Annotated in this window: 13 protein-coding genes; 8 read left to right on the plus strand and 5 right to left on the minus strand. The window is 59.7% G+C overall.

Annotated elements, in window-relative coordinates:
• Positions 1 to 11: 11 nt before the first annotated feature.
• Positions 12 to 929 (plus strand): DUF4380 domain-containing protein, encoded by a 918-nt coding sequence (locus SMC3_RS07220; protein ID WP_207799713.1) that lies wholly within the window; start codon positions 12 to 14, stop codon positions 927 to 929.
• A 185-nt stretch (positions 930 to 1,114) separates the two neighbouring features.
• Here SMC3_RS07220 and SMC3_RS07225 read toward each other — a convergent pair whose 3' ends face one another.
• From SMC3_RS07225 to SMC3_RS09400, 3 genes are all read right to left on the minus strand, one after another.
• A complete protein-coding gene (locus tag SMC3_RS07225; RefSeq protein ID WP_165846657.1) occupies positions 1,115 to 1,564 on the minus strand; it encodes a Gmad2 immunoglobulin-like domain-containing protein in 450 nt (149 codons plus the stop codon).
• A 144-nt stretch (positions 1,565 to 1,708) separates the two neighbouring features.
• Positions 1,709 to 2,332, minus strand: coding sequence for a hypothetical protein (locus tag SMC3_RS07230; protein WP_119087156.1), 624 nt, complete (start codon positions 2,330 to 2,332; stop codon positions 1,709 to 1,711).
• 67 nt (positions 2,333 to 2,399) lie between these two features.
• Entirely contained in the window at positions 2,400 to 2,807 is a 408-nt protein-coding gene (locus SMC3_RS09400; RefSeq protein ID WP_165846658.1) for an OsmC family protein, read from the minus strand.
• Between the two features lie 181 nt (positions 2,808 to 2,988).
• On the opposite strand from SMC3_RS09400, the gene SMC3_RS07240 reads away from it, so the two are divergent.
• Complete coding sequence (locus SMC3_RS07240; RefSeq protein ID WP_207799714.1) at positions 2,989 to 4,194, plus strand: serine hydrolase domain-containing protein; 1,206 nt, start codon at positions 2,989 to 2,991, stop codon at positions 4,192 to 4,194.
• Between the two features lie 53 nt (positions 4,195 to 4,247).
• On the opposite strand, the gene mnmG is transcribed toward SMC3_RS07240, so the two are convergent.
• Together mnmG and SMC3_RS07250 are read right to left on the minus strand one after the other, a co-directional pair.
• Positions 4,248 to 6,173, minus strand: a complete 1,926-nt coding sequence (mnmG, locus tag SMC3_RS07245) for a tRNA uridine-5-carboxymethylaminomethyl(34) synthesis enzyme MnmG (protein ID WP_119087158.1) — start codon at positions 6,171 to 6,173, stop codon at positions 4,248 to 4,250.
• 78 nt (positions 6,174 to 6,251) lie between these two features.
• Positions 6,252 to 7,349: an ABC transporter ATP-binding protein gene (locus SMC3_RS07250; RefSeq protein WP_119087159.1), complete on the minus strand. Its 1,098-nt coding sequence runs from the start codon at positions 7,347 to 7,349 to the stop codon at positions 6,252 to 6,254.
• Between the two features lie 300 nt (positions 7,350 to 7,649).
• On the opposite strand from SMC3_RS07250, the gene SMC3_RS07255 reads away from it, so the two are divergent.
• The 6 genes from SMC3_RS07255 to SMC3_RS07280 all read left to right on the plus strand — a co-directional run bounded on the left by SMC3_RS07255 (position 7,650) and on the right by SMC3_RS07280 (position 15,575).
• Positions 7,650 to 9,017 (plus strand): MBL fold metallo-hydrolase, encoded by a 1,368-nt coding sequence (locus SMC3_RS07255; RefSeq protein WP_165846660.1) that lies wholly within the window; start codon positions 7,650 to 7,652, stop codon positions 9,015 to 9,017.
• Positions 9,018 to 9,026: 9 nt separating this feature from the next.
• On the plus strand, positions 9,027 to 10,055 hold the full coding sequence (surE, locus tag SMC3_RS07260) for a 5'/3'-nucleotidase SurE (protein WP_119089968.1): 1,029 nt from the start codon (positions 9,027 to 9,029) through the stop codon (positions 10,053 to 10,055).
• Between the two features lie 379 nt (positions 10,056 to 10,434).
• On the plus strand, positions 10,435 to 11,484 hold the full coding sequence (locus tag SMC3_RS07265; RefSeq protein WP_119087162.1) for an ATP-grasp domain-containing protein: 1,050 nt from the start codon (positions 10,435 to 10,437) through the stop codon (positions 11,482 to 11,484).
• A gap of 201 nt (positions 11,485 to 11,685) precedes the next feature.
• Positions 11,686 to 12,873, plus strand: a complete 1,188-nt coding sequence (locus SMC3_RS07270; protein ID WP_165846661.1) for an alanine racemase — start codon at positions 11,686 to 11,688, stop codon at positions 12,871 to 12,873.
• Positions 12,874 to 12,887: 14 nt separating this feature from the next.
• Positions 12,888 to 13,973 carry an alanine racemase gene (locus SMC3_RS07275; protein WP_119087164.1) on the plus strand — a complete coding sequence of 362 codons (1,086 nt, stop codon included), beginning with the start codon at positions 12,888 to 12,890 and terminating at the stop codon, positions 13,971 to 13,973.
• A 24-nt stretch (positions 13,974 to 13,997) separates the two neighbouring features.
• Complete coding sequence (locus tag SMC3_RS07280; protein WP_119089970.1) at positions 13,998 to 15,575, plus strand: hypothetical protein; 1,578 nt, start codon at positions 13,998 to 14,000, stop codon at positions 15,573 to 15,575.
• The last annotated feature ends 34 nt before the right edge of the window (positions 15,576 to 15,609 follow it).

A 15,609-nucleotide genomic window follows, 5' to 3' on the forward strand; every position in this document is an offset into this window, starting at 1 on the left:
AGGAGGAAATGATGACTGAACAAGTTGCATTCCGGGGTTGGCCCCATTGCCTGCGACTCAACAATGGTACCGTGGACCTGGTGCTGACGACGGACGTCGGACCGCGCGTGGTACGGTATGGGTTCGAGGGCAAGGACAATGTTCTATGTGAGGTCCGCGACGAGGACGGGATCACCGGCGGCGACACGTGGCATACGTTCGGCGGGCATCGCCTGTGGCATAGCCCCGAGGCAAGCCCACGAACATACCAGGCCGACAATGCACCGGTGCCGTTCGAGGAAGTGGAAGGTCTCATACGTCTGAAGCCCGCTCTCGAGACGGCGACAGGGATCCAGAAGGAACTGGACGTGTCGCTGGACCCGACCGGAACAGGCGTGACGCTGACACACCGCTTGATCAACCAGGGACTGTGGCCGGTTCGCTTGGCTGCATGGGCCATCACCGTAATGGCACCCGGGGGCGTCGAAGTCATCCCGCAGACACGAGTCGATACTGGATTGTTGCCCAACCGTTGCGTTTCCCTGTGGCCCTATGCGCGTATGGACGACGCGCGCGTTCGCTGGGGAGACCGGTTTGTCGTGCTGCATCAGGACCCGACAGCCAAACCGCCGTTCAAGCTGGGCCTCACGAATGAGGCCGGGTGGGCTGCCTACTTCAACAAGCATTCAGTGTTCGTGAAGCGTTTCCCTTTTGTCCCGGGAGAGACATATCCAGACTTCGGCGTGAACTGCGAGAGCTATACGACCGACTTCATGCTGGAGATGGAGACGCTGTCTCCCCTGCGGACGCTGCAACCCGGCGAGGCCATGGAGCACGTCGAATCGTGGCAGCTGATCCCTGACGTGTCGTACCCGGATGGGTCAGAGGACGACCTCACTGCTGTGCTGACGGACTGCTGTCACCTCGAACTGCCGCAAGCGAGACTCTGACGATAGCCGGCGTGACAAGGGACGCCGGCTACTGAACGCAGTGACGGGAGAGCCTACGCACGGCCCTCCCGTCACCACTTGCAGGATCAGGTCCCTCATCGGACGCGGCAGCTGCAGCTACCTCGCTTCTTCGGGACATTTCCCTGCAGTTCTTAGACTATGAGTAGACCTCGTTTGTTCCCTTCCTAAGGCGCCAACGTCAGGACGAGGGGGATGTCGACGATATCCTGCTGACTGCCATCCTTCATGCTGGTAATAAAGATGCGCAGGGATCCCTTGCCGTCCGGGGCCGGCTCCGAGGCTGCCCCAACAAGCATCAGCATCTGGTCGAACGTCCCGAATTCAGGGGCCCCCGCCGACGTCATGAAGCTTCCCTGACCCAGAGAGGTCAGGACGTTAGATGACAGCTGTTGCGTCGCTTCCCAGCTGACTGTAGCCTCAAACGCACGGGCGCTGCCGGTCGTCTGGATACTACCTTTCCACGAGCCGTCGGTCTGCTTGACGAACGTGACCGCTTGCTGACGAGCCGGGAGTGTGACCTTGACGTTACCCTCATGCGACTCCATGGGTCCGGATCTGCAGCCAGCGATGGACAGGAGCAGGACCAACAACGGGAGAACAGTGCTTCTTCTCATGGGCATCACCACCTTGATGGCAGTATAGCACCTGGGCATCTTCGTTGCCAGATGCATTTTGCTGATCGCGAGAGCTCCCTGGAAACGGGAAAGCGGGCAGGTGCTATGGCACCTGCCCGCCGGTCATGCAGAACTATCTAGCTGTTACGGAAGCCTGGCGAGGAGACCTTGCAGGAGAGTGAGCTTCACGTTGGCGTTCGCAATCAGCGTGACGAGACGGCTGGAGTAGTCTGTCAGCGCAGCGGTACGAATACTCTTGAGATAAGCAGTACGTGCAGTGACGGCAGCCTTGATCTGCACTTTGATTGCATCAAGTGTTGCCTGGGGCGCCTTGGCCTTTCGCTGTGTCTTCAGCTGCTGCTCAAATGTACGAATGGACGTTTGCATTGCAGCCAGCGCAGTACGTTCCGCTTCGGTCAACATGATTCCGCGAGAGACTGCTCTATGTGTTGCGTCCTTCAGGGCGGTCTTCAGATCAGTGGTAAACGTGGTCAGATCCTTGCCAGCTGCCTTGTCGGCTTTGACTTTGTCGCGGATCAGCTTGGCAGTGTCTCCGATCTGCTTGTACAACGCTTTCAGCGTCAGAAGGTTTGCTTTATCAGCAGGTGTAAGAGTCCGTTTTGCTATGACCGGCCGTTTTGCAGTGACTGATTGCCCTGGGGCAACTGTCTTTGTCTCTGCATATACTGCAGGAACAGTCATCAACGCGCCCATACCGATGACAACTGCCAAGATAATACTTATGAGTCCAATAGTTCTTCTTGTCATGTGTACCTCCAAAATTGCAGAATTATTTCCAATTACACCTATTGGACTGTGAAGGTTCCAGCTATGTTCACGACGAGTGAGCGGTGATGGTGACATCCAGCTTGACGGCTTTGGCCAGTGTATTGTAGACCGTGCTGCGCCCCAGGGCATACGATAGCAATTCCTCGGCAGCCTGTTGGGACAGAGATGCCGACCACACGTCGATGTGACACGATGCAGCGTCGATGCAGGGAATGTCGTCATCCCGGTGACCTTGTAATGTCATGGTCAGCTTCTCTACGGGATATCCGGACAGCTCCATTGCTGCTCCCAGGTCCAAGTTCAGGCATCCACCCAGGGATGCTACGAGGACCTCCATCGGCCACAGGCCCTGTTTGTCGATGCCATTGCCCGTATCAAAGATCAGCTCCACGCCACGCGAGCGTGCGACCCCGAGAACCTCGTCTACCCTCTCGAACTCCAGCTCGATGTTCACGAACGACCTCCCGACACGCAGGCGTTTCCAAATCAATCCTACTATGATTCGGCTTCTCCTGCAACGGCCGGATCTCCCAGGAAGGATTCGAGACGCGCGAGAGGTTCTTCTGGAGAAGTTCCAGTTGATCCAGTGGTACAATAAACAAATGAGCAGACGTACGAGGCGCGGATGGATAAGCATGGCGGTTGTGGTGCTGGTCGCAGCAGCGGGGGCCTTCACTGGACCGGTTCTGCGTACGGACGCTCCCACCCGACTCCGGGCAGATATTGTCATTCCCGCGCGGCCCACCTCGCTGCAGTTGGAGACTCCTACCCCACCCTTGGCGGGTATTGTCATTCCCCGGCGGCCCACCTTGCTGCAGTTGGACGTTCTCACCCTCCGCGAGACGTACAGGTTGCCCTCGCTGGAGATTTGTGTAATCCGCGCGGACAGCGTCGTGGATGTTGCCGTGGGTGGCGTGCGCAAGGCTGGTGGTACAGCCGCGGTCACATCGCAGGACCTGTTTCATCTAGGCTCCATGACCAAGGCCATGACAGCGACAATGCTGTCGACGCTGGTCCAGGAGGGGAAACTCAGCTGGAGCATGACCATGACACAGGCGTTCCCTGCCATTGCATCCACCATGGATCCACGATACAAGAATGTGACGCTGGAGCAGTTGGTGACCCATACGTCGGGGCTGGCAGGCTACACGACGGATCCCGAATGGGCGAGCATTCCCCCGTTTACCGGGACGCCGGCGCAGCAGCGGCAGGCATTTGCACGCATGCTTCTGACGAGCCCGCCTGCCGGTCGGGCAGGTGTGTATCGGTATTCCAATGCTGGATACGCCGTGGCCGCAGCGATCGCCGAACGGGTGACGGGCAAGACATGGGAGCAACTGATGCAGCAGCGTGTGTTTGGTCCGCTGAAGATACGAGCCGCGTATGGCTGGCCACTTCTGTCTGGTGACGACGAACCTTGGGGCCACCGCATCAAGAACGGCGTGGTCACGCCGCACAACCCGTCGGACAATTACAGGGTGCCCACTGTCCTCGCCCCGGCAGGCGATGTCAGCATGTCCATCCTGGATTACAGCGTCTTCGCCCGGCTGCATCTCGCAGGACTAGAGAACATCGATGGAAGTGTGCTGTCGGCGGCGGGCATCCAGCGTCTCCACCAACCGGTCCTGGCGTACAGTTGTGGATGGCATGAGGAGTTGATCGACGGCGTTCCGACGAGCTGGCACCGCGGGACGTGTGACACCTTCGACACATTCGTGCTGCTGCAGCCCTCGCGGGACATCGGCGTGATCGTCTTCACCAATGCCGACGGTGACAATACGGCAGCGAACGCGTTGTTTGCTGAGATGCCCAAGCTTGCCGGACTCTATGCGAGACGGTAGATCCTGATCATCTGTTGTGCTGGGGCGGCCGCTTATCCGAAATCGTTGATCAGTTAGCTCCCATTATCAGTGGTTGGTGATTCCTTTGCAGTGTGCCTTCGGTTCTGGAGATAATGTAACAGTACCGCGACGTCGGCAGGGCGGACACCGCTGAGACGGGACGCCTGGCCCAGCGTCTGTGGCTTCGCTGCCACTATGCGTTCGCGTCCTTCCTTTGACAGGGACGGTACCAGCGCAAGGTCCACGTCCTCCGGGATGGCGTAGCTCTCGAGCTGCGACAAGTCGCGCACCTTGGCCTGCTGGCGGACGATGTAGCCCTCGTACTTCACCTCGGTCTCCAGTTCCTCCAGCAGCTCGTCGTCAATGTCTGCGAGGTCGGGGACCAGGGCGACCAGGTCCTTTCTCCAGAAGTCCTGGCGCTTCAGCAGTGTGGCAAGGGACGTCGGCGTCTGGATGGGACCAACGTCAAGAGCAGCAAGCCTTCCGAGCGTCGGGCCATCCGGGTTCAGCATGCGGGCTCGCAGGACCTCCTTGAGGCGGTCCAACTCCTGCTGCTTGTACACGACACGCTGATAGGCGGCATCGTCGATGATGCCCAGCTCATGGGCAAGAGGCGTGAGACGCAGGTCGGCGTTGTCTTCCCGCAGGATGAGACGGTATTCACAGTGACTGGGTGTGATGCGGTACGGTTCGACGAGCTCCTTGGTCGTGAGGTCATCGACGAGCACGCCCAGGTAGCCGTCCGAGCGCCGCAGGACGAAGGGGTCACGCCCCCTGACCCTCTGAGCAGCATTGATGCCCGCGATAATACCTTGGCCCGCCGCCTCGTCGTACCCTGTCGTGCCGTTGATCTGGCCGGCCAGGAACAGACCCTCCACGCGCTTCGTCTCCAATGTCAGCTTCAGCTCCTGCGGGTTGACGTAGTCGTAGGCGATGGCGTAGGCGGGTCGCATGATCTCCACGTGTTCCATGCCTGGGATGGTGCGCAGGATCTCCTCCTGCATCGGCAGGGGAACGCTCATATACATGCCCTGCACGTACATCTCGTTCGTGTTTCGGCCTTCCTGTTCAAGGAACAGCTGGTGCCGCGTCTTGTCGGGGTACCAGCGGACCTTTTCCTCGATGCTGGGACAGGTGCGCGGGCCGACGTGGACCATGAGTCCCATGACGGATGGTGACAGGTGCATGTACTTGCGAGTGACATCGATAGTCTGTGCGTTGGTCCAGTTGAGGTAGCTGGGCAACTGGTGCTCCCAGACGCGAGGTTTGCTGCGGAAGGACCAGTGCAGGGGGGTGCTGTCACCCTCCTCCAGCACGAACTTGCTCAAGTCCACGCTCCGCTTGTCGATGCGCGGCGTCGTGCCGGTATTGAAGCGCTGGACGTCGAAGCCGAGCTCGCGGAGTGAGTCGCTGATGCCACTGCTGGCGAAGTCCCAGGCGCGCCCGGCGGGGATGGCGATGTCGCTGATGTGGATGACGCCACCCAGGTATGTGCCCGTCGTCAGGATGACGGTGTCCGCCTCATAGCGGACGTGATAATTGGTGACCACGCCGACGATATGTCCAGACTGTGTCAGCAGGTGCTCCACGCGCTCCTGCTTGAGCGTCAGGTTTGACTGGTTCTCCAGCACTTGCTTCATGCTGGCGCTGTACTCCCATTTGTCGCACTGGGTGCGCACACTCTGCACCGCGCGCCCCTTCGAGGTGTTGAGCAGCTTGATCTGGGTCAGTGCCCGTTCTGCGTTGAGCCCCATCTCGCCACCCAGGGCATCGACCTCGCGAACGATCTGTGCTTTGCCAGGGCCGCCGATGGCCGGGTTGCATGGCATCCACGCGATGGCGTCCATCGAACCAGTGAGGACAAGTACCTGGAGTCCAGCACGCGCGGCGACCAGAGCTGCTTCACACCCGGCATGACCCGCTCCAACGACAATGCAGTCGTACCTGCTGTCCCCGCTGAACTCGTTCTGTTCGCTCATCGCTTCATCTCCTGTTTTGTGGCGGGACTGGGAGTGTAACACTCTCGGGACGGTTCCATTCTTGTGAGAGTGTTACAGCTAGAAGACTGCTACTCCAGAGTCTGTATGGAAGAGGTGCGTCCTCGCAACATTCACGACGAGCTTGACCATGTCGCCCTGCATATATTCAAATGCACTGCTGGCCCGTACGACGACAGGGGCGCCACCAAGGTTCGTATGGATGAAGGTCTCGCTGCCCATCATTTCGACAAACGAGATCTTCGCATTGAACGTAGCCGCAACTTCGGGCACGTTCGATTGGCCGTCGATCAGCAGGTCCTCGGGCCGGACGCCCCACGTGTAGCTGCCGGCAGGCACGGACTTGGCGGCCTGCTGCTGGCCGGCGGACAAATGTATGTGCTGCCCCTCGATGTCCAGAGCGGGCGTCGGGGACAGGACCAGGTTCACGGGGATGAAGTTGGAGGGAGGAGTGCCGACGAATCCGGCGACGAACTTGTTGGTTGGATTGTCGTACACCTGGCGCGGCTTGCCGATCTGGCGCAGGAATCCGTTTTCCATAACGGCGACGCGTGAACCAAGGGTCATGGCTTCGACTTGGTCATGGGTCACGTAGATCGTTGTGACGCCCAGCGTCTGGTGCAGCTTGATCAGTTCTTCGCGGGTCTGCACGCGCAACTTGGCGTCCAGATTGGACAGGGGCTCGTCCATCAGGAAGACCTTGGGCTTGCGCACGATGGCACGGGCGAGAGCGACACGCTGGCGCTGTCCGCCGGACAACTCCTTGGGGACGCGCTTGAGGTAGTCCTGCAGGCCCAGCATCTGTGCTGCTTCGGCAACACGGTCGTTGATTTCCTTTCCCGGGATGTTGTGCAGCTTGAGACCAAACGAGATGTTGTCGCGTACGGTCATATGCGGATACAGGGCATAGTTCTGAAATACCATGGCGATGTCGCGGGCGGCAGGTGGAACATCATTGACGACGTCATCGCCGATAATGACCTTTCCCCCATCGACCAGCTCCAGGCCGGCGATCATGCGCAGCGTCGTCGTCTTGCCACAGCCGGACGGGCCCAGCAGGACGAGAAACTCCTTGTCTTCCGCTTGCAGGGATACATTGTTGACAGCGATGACCTTGCCGAAGCGCTTCGTCACATTTTCCAGAACGACTTTCGCCATGTCTTCCTCCGCTTGCGGATTTGCACGGGTGCCAGGGAGCCGCATTCCTGCAAGAACTTCCACCAGTCTCGGGAACGGTACACCCTTTGGCTCAGCAGACCCTGGTATCTCAGTCAGTTTAGTCAGCGGCTCCCTGTTTGCAACGGAGATGGCTCCCCCGGTCGTTTCAGCAAAGGTGGAAGCGCACGAGAACGTTCAAGTGCAACATGGCGACTTGTCGGGCGCGGACGTGTAGGTATAATATTTAGCTTTGCACAGGGCACGATGGTTGTGCTCGTACCTGGATTGCATGGAGGAAGTATGTCAGTCAAATTGACCTTCTACGGCGCGGTAAACGAGATAGGCGGGAGCAAGACTCTCCTGCAGTACAACAGCACAAACCTGTTTCTCGACTTCGGCAAGGACTTTTTTGGCGGTACGGACCACTTCAGCGACCGCCTGAGACCAGCGGCATATTTGCAGATCCGCGACTATCTCCGGTTTGGCAATCTGCCGCCGATGGCCGGCCTGTATCCTCCGGCCCAAGCTCAGTTTCTTCAGCAGGAATTCGGTGCCACCCTCGACACTGGCAAGGTGGACGGCATCCTGCTGAGTCACGGGCACATCGACCATTTCGGGTTCCTGCCGCTGGTGGACGTCAATGTCCCGCTATACATGAGCGCCGAAACGCTTGAGGTTCTGCGGTTCTTCGACGAAACGGGTGAGTTCGATCTCCGCATGGATCAGCGTCCTGTGACCGTGTTCGAGCACGACAAGGTCATACACATTGGGAACTGCGAAGTCCTGCCGGTCCGCAGCGACCACGACATCTTGGGCATCCTCGGATTCATCGTGCGGTGTGGGGTCACGTCGATCATCTATACAGGCGACTATCGCCTGCACGGCAAGCATCCGGAGCGGGTGCGCACCTTCTTCGAGCTGATGCGTCAGGAGAAGCAGCATGCCAGGACGGTTCTTCTCACCGAGGGGACCAGACTGGGGTTCGGCAGTATCGACCAGCTGACGGAGGGTGAGATCCAGGAGCTTGCCACGAGGGTGGTCGGTACGGCTCCCGGCCTCGTGCTGACCAACTATTACATCCTCGACACGGATCGTCTCAAGGTGTTCCTGCGCGTCGCGGAGAAGACGGGACGGACAATGGTCCTGCAGCCACAGCACATGCTGATGGCCCGAAAGTTCGCCCGTTTCGACAGCGAGCTCGAGCGACTCATCAGGAACGCCGAAGTATACCTTGTCAGGCGTGGTTCGGGCAAGTACCTGGCGCCTGACTATCGGCTGTTCGAGCAGGAGTATCTGGTAACCGCGCTGCGCGCGACTGACATCGCCGCTGAACCCGGCAAGTACATGCTGCAGCTTGATTTTTCCGACCTTGGCGAGCTGGTAGAGATCAACCCCGTCCCGCATACTGTTTTCATCCAGTCCGGCGGTGAACCACTCGGGCAATACGATCCGAACTATACTGTTCTCATGAAGTGGGTCAAGGACTTCAGGATGGACTTCTACCGCATCGCTACCCCCGGGCATGCGAGTGAACTCGATATCAGGGATCTGGTCATGCGGGCAGACCCCAGCGTTCTGGTGCCTATGCATTCCAAGGCGCCCGAGGCACTAAACGGGTACATCAAGGACACTATCGCATTGAAGAAAGGCGTGACGTACGAGTTCTAAGGAGCTGACATGAGCGCAACCAGGAAGGTTCGACGCATACGGATCCTGCTCACCAACGACGATGGCATCTTTGCCAACGGTATCAACGCCGTTGGAGCGGCACTGGCAGCAACGTACGACGTGACGGTTGTTGCCCCGGAGGGCAACCAGAGTGGCTCCAGCCATTCTCTTACGCTGGGTGACATCCTGCCGATCCGCGAGGTGACGATGCCGTGCGGTCTGAAGGGTTTTGCTCTTCGCGGGACTCCTACCGACTGTGTCCTGGTAGCTCTGCTCGACGTGATGAAGGACAATCCGCCGGATATCGTGATCAGCGGGTGCAATCATGGACCGAACGTCGGGGTGGACGTTCTCTACAGTGGGACCGTCAGTGCCGCCCTCGAAGGACTCCGCCAGGGGCATCCGTCCATCGCGGTCAGCCTGGACATGGTGCACGGCGTGGAGCCCCACCATTTTGAGACGGCGGCGGCGGTACTCATGGAGATCCTGGCCGAACCAGCGTTCTATGCCGATCTGGTCAAGGCACCCGCCATCCTCAACGTCAATGTTCCCAACGTCCCCTTGAGTGACGTCAAGGGGGTCATGATCACCAAACAGGGGTTCAGGGCTTACGAGAACTTCGTGGAGAAGCAGTTCAGCCCGCGCGGTCGGGCGTACTACTGGATTGCCGGCAACTCGGGTCCCCACGATGCCAAGCCTGGCAGCGATGGCTATGCACTGATCAGCGACTACGTTTCTGTAACGCCGATCAACCTTGACCTGACGTGTGACGAGCTGCTGAAGCCGCTTGAGGCCCGCAAGGGTCTGGTGGAAAAGCGGCTGGCCGTGGTCACCGGTGCGCGTGGGACCTTTGGCAGGTCGGCGACCCCGGCTGTCGGCGCCAGGCGAAGTGTGAAGGCTCCTGTAGTGGCCACCAGCCCGAATAGTGCTTTAAAAGCTCCTTCCGCTCCTACCAGGGTTGCTTCGCACTACACCGGGTCTGGTTCTGAAGCGAAGGCTGCGAGCGCCACGGGGGTCAGGAAGAAGCTCAAACGTTGACACAGAGCCTCTTTCAGATGCTCACATAATGCGGGTGATAAGTGGGGTCGATGCTATTGACAAGAAAATCGACCCCACTATAGTTTGTGCGAAGTCAATTTGCTTCATGGGAGATAACTGCGTGAACACAGAGACAAGAATGGTTCTTTCGTACGACGACCACGAGTCTGTCGACGAACCACCCCCAGGCCGCAAGCGGCATAGACGGGGGCTGTACGCACGTTCCCTTTCTACTGGTAACAGCCTTTCAGTATTGATTCTCCCCGCTGATGAGCGGCGGTTTCAGCCGTTCTCTACGCTCCTCGGCGATGGTCGGTCTGGATAGTCATGAGCAAAACCTTACTCATCACCACCCATCCAACAACCAGGAGAACGTATCATGCGCATAGGCATTACCTACAATCTGTCTACTGAAGTCGCAACCGCGGAAGGAATCCCATCCGACAGGGCGGACGAGTTTGACTCCCTGGAGACGGTTCGGAATATCGAGAAAGGCATTATCGCAGCCGGGCACGAACCTGTGCGGCTCGGATTTGGTCTGGACGCTATCGCGCGCCTGAAACGGCAGCCGGTCGACCTGGTCTTCAACATTGCCGAGGGACTGTATGGCCGCGCCCGTGAGTCACAGATGCCGGCTATCCTCGACATGATGGGGATTCCGTACACCTTCTCCGACACGCTCGCCCTATCCCTGGCGCTCGACAAGACGATAACCAAACAGCTCCTGATGCAGGACGGCATCAACACGCCGGCCTTCTGGTCCGTGGACAATCCTGTTCAGATTGAGACCATCATTCAGTCCGGTACTCTCAAGTATCCGCTGTTTGTCAAGCCGTCCTGCGAGGGTTCCAGCATGGGCATCAACGACAACTCCCGGGTCACCTGCGATGACGAGCTCCGCAACCAGGTGGGTGAACTGCTGGCAGCATATCCCGGCTCGAGCATTCTCATCGAGGAGTTTCTTCCTGGTCGCGAAGTTACCGTGGGCGTCATCGGCAACCGGGAGCCTGAGGTTCTGGGTGTGATGTCGTTCAAGCTGCTGAGCAGGACCGAGAAGGATTTCTTCTACACGCCGGAGATCAAGCACCACTGGGAGAAGTACCTCGTTCCCGAGTGCCCCGCCGATCTCACTGTCGATGAATACCAGAAGGTGCGCAACTTGGCCATAGGTGTCTTCAAGGCACTGCATTGTCGTGACTGCGCCCGTATCGACATGCGATTCGACGCAAATGGCGAGCCATCGTTCATGGAGATCAATCCGCTGGCCGGTCTGACCAAGGGCAAGAGCGATATCCCCGTTATGGCCGAACTGATGGGACTACCCTATGAGGACCTTATCGGCCGCATCATCCAGGCTGCCGTCGAACGCATCGACGCGGAACGGCCCGAGACCACGATGGTCACCGAGGTTCAGCGCGCGACTGTGTGACGTTTTGCAATTTCAGTCCAACATCGATGGACGCCGGCTCCGACCGGCGTCCATCTCGTTTCAGGTGGTGCGACCATGGGCAAGCCGGCGGCAGGGTTTGGGTCGGTGGTCTGGTCTTTTCATAGCTGAGGGGAGAGCTACACTAAATACGTTGCAGTGCTGCCAGCCTAATCAGGCGCTGCCGACAGGAGTGTGCATGCAGTGAGTAGTTTTCCGCGCGTCGTTGTTGACCTCGATTGTCTGACCGACAATGCCACCAAGGTCCACTCACTCTGTCAGGAGCATGGACTAGGTGTCGTGGCTGTCACCAAAGGTGTGACGTCCGACGCGGAGATCGTTCAGGCGTTCATGCGCGGCGGCCTTCACAGCATCGGCGACTCACGTGTCCATGACTTTCTCAGTCTGCGACAGGAGGAGTTCGGCGTTCTGGAATTGACACTCCTCAGGCAACCTCCGCGCTCACAGATCCATCTGGTTCCCCATATCACCGATCGTGCGTTCATGTCGGAGCTGAGTGCCATGGAGGCGCTGGGTGAAGCTGCTCTGGCTAAGGGAACGACCTGTGATGTCCTGGTGGTGGTCGAAATGGGAGACCGTCGCGACGGCGTTCCGATGTCGGAACTGACCTCCTTCGTCCTTGCCACATCGAGGATCGCGGGTGTCGAGGCCGTAGGTCTGGCGGCGAATGTGGGATGCATCAGCGGACTTTTGCCCACCGCCGAGAACCAGGAGCTGTTCGGTGCTTCAGCTGCGCGTGTCCGTCGCGAGACGGGGCTGCCCCTGAAAATTGTATCGACCGGCGGAACGGTAGCTCTCGACCTGATAGAGCATGGTCTGTTGTCACCGACGGTAACGGAGCTGCGGGCCGGCGAAGCGTTGCTGCTGGGTGTCAGCACCACCGACTCGCGTGTGATTCCCTGGCTGCGTCAGGACGCGTTCACACTGGAGGCGGAGGTCATCGAGGTGCGGGAGAAGCCGAGTGTGCCCGATGGGGCGGTGGGCCTGGACGCGGAGGGCCGGCGACCCCATCTCGTGGACCGCGGTGTCCGCAGGCGTGCCGTCGTGGCGCTGGGATACACCGACACAGACCCTGACGCTCTGATACCTATGGATAGCGGTGTTACGATAGCCGGCAGCTCCAGTGACCATATGGTTCTGGATGTGACAGAAGCCGACTATGACTTCTGCGAAGGCGACGTCGTGCATTTCAGGATGAAATACACAGCATTGTTGCACTCTATGCTGTCACCGTATGTGGCCCGAGAGTATCGCCGAAGCCAGAACGCGGTTGTCGAGAAGCTGACTCGGGAGGGTCGATTGACACAGCCACCTCAGACCAGCACAGATCGTGGTGCCGGGGAGAGTATTGCTCCGACCGGCGGTGAGTGAAGAAAGGGGATTCTATGAGAACATTACCAGAGCTGGTAATTTCACTGGACGCTCTTGCAGATAATGCGAGGAGGCTGAAAGAACACTGCGACGCTGCCGGTATCGAGGTTGTCCCGGTGCTCAAGAGTTTGCGCTCGGCTCCCGAGGTAGTACGCGCTTGCGCCCGAGGCGGACTGGTACACGTGGCAGATTCACGTGTGGAGAACCTTGTACGGCTCAAGGCAGACAACCCTGATGCATCGCGGTGCATGCTGATCCGGTCCCCGATGATTGGCCAGGTGGAAGCCGCAGTCGAAGCCTGTGACTGCATTCTCGTCAGCGAGCGACATATCCTGGTGAGCCTTTCGGACGCCGCTCGGGCTGCTCACCGCACCATCAACGTTGTTCCCATGATTGACGTCGGCGACCGGCGCGAGGGGATGTCCCCCGACCAGCTGGTTGCTTTTGCCCGGTATGCGATGATGCTGTCGGGCCTTCATGTGGCCGGCGTTGCTACCAACCTGGGGTGCTTCGCCCGTGTCCAGGCGACGCCGCGCAATCATCAACTGCTGGTGCGCTCCGCTCAGACGCTGCGTGACCAGCTGGGACTGGCGTGCGAGACTGTCTCGACCGGAGGCACGCTGACGCTGGCGCTCGTCGAGCACGGTGCCATGCCCGCCGGCATCACCCAGGTCCGCATTGGCGAGGCTCTGGTGCTGGGGACGAGTACGGCTGACGGCAGGTTTATCCCATGGCTCCGTCAGGACACTGCCATTTTGCGGGCGGAAATCATCGAGTTGCAGGATAAGCAGGCGGAGCCAGAGGGACTGGTCCGGTCGGATATCGCAGGTCCCGGCCCACGGTTGCGCGTCAGCTCGAAGGGGCTGCGACGTCGGGCGGTGGTCGCCCTGGGCAAGATGGACACTGATATCGATGGACTGACGCCGGTCATGGACGGTGCAGTGGTACTGGGAGGGTCCAGTGATCACCTGATTGTCGACATCACAGATGGGGAGAGCAGCGTCGCCACCGGCGATGTTCTGGAGTTCCGGCTCTCCTATGCTGCGCTGGCACGTGCTGCGGCAAGTCCATATGTACATTGCATCTACACCGGGGCATAAGAGTACAGTCGAGAGGGGGGCAAGATGAAGGAATGGAACTGGAAAACGATGGTGGAGCTGCCGGCTGATCAGGCACGGCAGGAGCCGGATGCTTCTGGTGTTCCTGGGAGCTGCCCGTGTTCGTGCCTTCGGAGCATGGTGCGCGTGGTGGATACAGTTTCGACTGAGCAGGCCGTGCTGGAGGCCCAGGCGGCTCTCGGTGACGTGACCGGCAAGGTGCTCCTCTCCGTCTACCGCAGGGTGGAGGGCGAGGACCAGCTGGACCTTGTTGCGACAGGACATAATCCCGGTGACACGCTCGCGCGCATCAGAGTTTCGGTGGTAGCGGCCTCGATGCTGGCCGCCGTACTGACGGATGGCGTGGTGCGCTGGGCGATGGCGGATGAGGGCGATGTTTCGGCGGTCGGCGTGGCAGCGCTCCGCGACCGGGGGCAAACCATTGGACTGGTGGTCGCCGAGTTTGCACGCGACAGTACGGGCGTCGGCAAGCCATCTGCGGTTTGCCTGCACTGCGTGGCAGCCGTCATGAGTGTGGTCATCCTGAGAGCAAGGGTCGATGAAGCGCAGGGAAGCCTGCTGTCGCTGGCGCGTTATCGCAGCGTGGCGGAGCTGTCCGTGCAGGTAACCCACGACTTCAACAACATGATGCAGGGGGTGCTCGGCAATGCGGCGCTGGCCAAGATGGATGCACCTGAAGATAGTCCCGTCGCGGTGTCGATGGCTGCTATCGAGGAATCCGCCACGCGGGCTTCGGCTCTGGCGCGCAAGCTGCTGAACTTCGCGCGCGACAGCGCCAAAGGCGGGGCGACATGCGACGCGGTCAAGGCGGCCTCAGATGCGCTCGACCTGGCAGGGACGCTGTACCTGAAGGGAGTCACAGTTACCAAGGATCTGTCTGGACATGCCGTCCCCGTGCGCATGACCGACAACGACCTGCAGAACGCACTGATCCTGCTCATCAAATCTGGTGTCCTTCGGCTCAGGCCGGTCACGGGCGCCCAGTTGACCATTGTCGGTGATCCGACGAGCGAATGTGCAGAGGTTCGACTGGAGCTCCATGGCGTTACCCAGGAGATCAGTAGTGAGGATAGTACGGAGGCAGAACTGCTGGCGTCGGCGGCGCAGGCGGTGGCAACCAGGAGTGGAGCGTCGTTTGACGTCACGTCCGTCCCGGGAATCATCAGCATCGTCCTGACGGTGGCAAGAGAGGTAGCGCAACAAGCTTCGTCCGGTTCTGGCGCCACGACGCCGGCCCAGGGGATGGACCTTAAAGGAACGCACGTGCTGGTCGTCGGCAAGCCGTCGCCGCTGGTCATGCTGCTCGGCGCGACAGGGTGTACAGCGCAGGCGGCGTTGACGTGGGAGGACGCCGAACAGGACGTGGCGCACTTCGCTCCGCGTGTACTACTGGCCGTCATCGGCGACAGCTCCGACCTGGATGCGGCGGTGGAAGGCCGCAGACGTCTGGGCCTGCCAGTCATAATCATTTGCCAACACGGCGTCGGTTGCCCTGCCGACAAAGCATTATCCGTTGACGGTGTCCTGGGACTGCCCCTTGACCTCGACGACCTGCGTCAGATGCTCGTTCGCGTCCTTCGCTGATCAATTGTGAATCCCATTGTACCAGGTACAATGG

This window comes from Candidatus Cryosericum hinesii (genome assembly GCF_003570985.1).
Classification (GTDB): Bacteria; Caldisericota; Caldisericia; order Cryosericales; family Cryosericaceae; genus Cryosericum; species Cryosericum hinesii.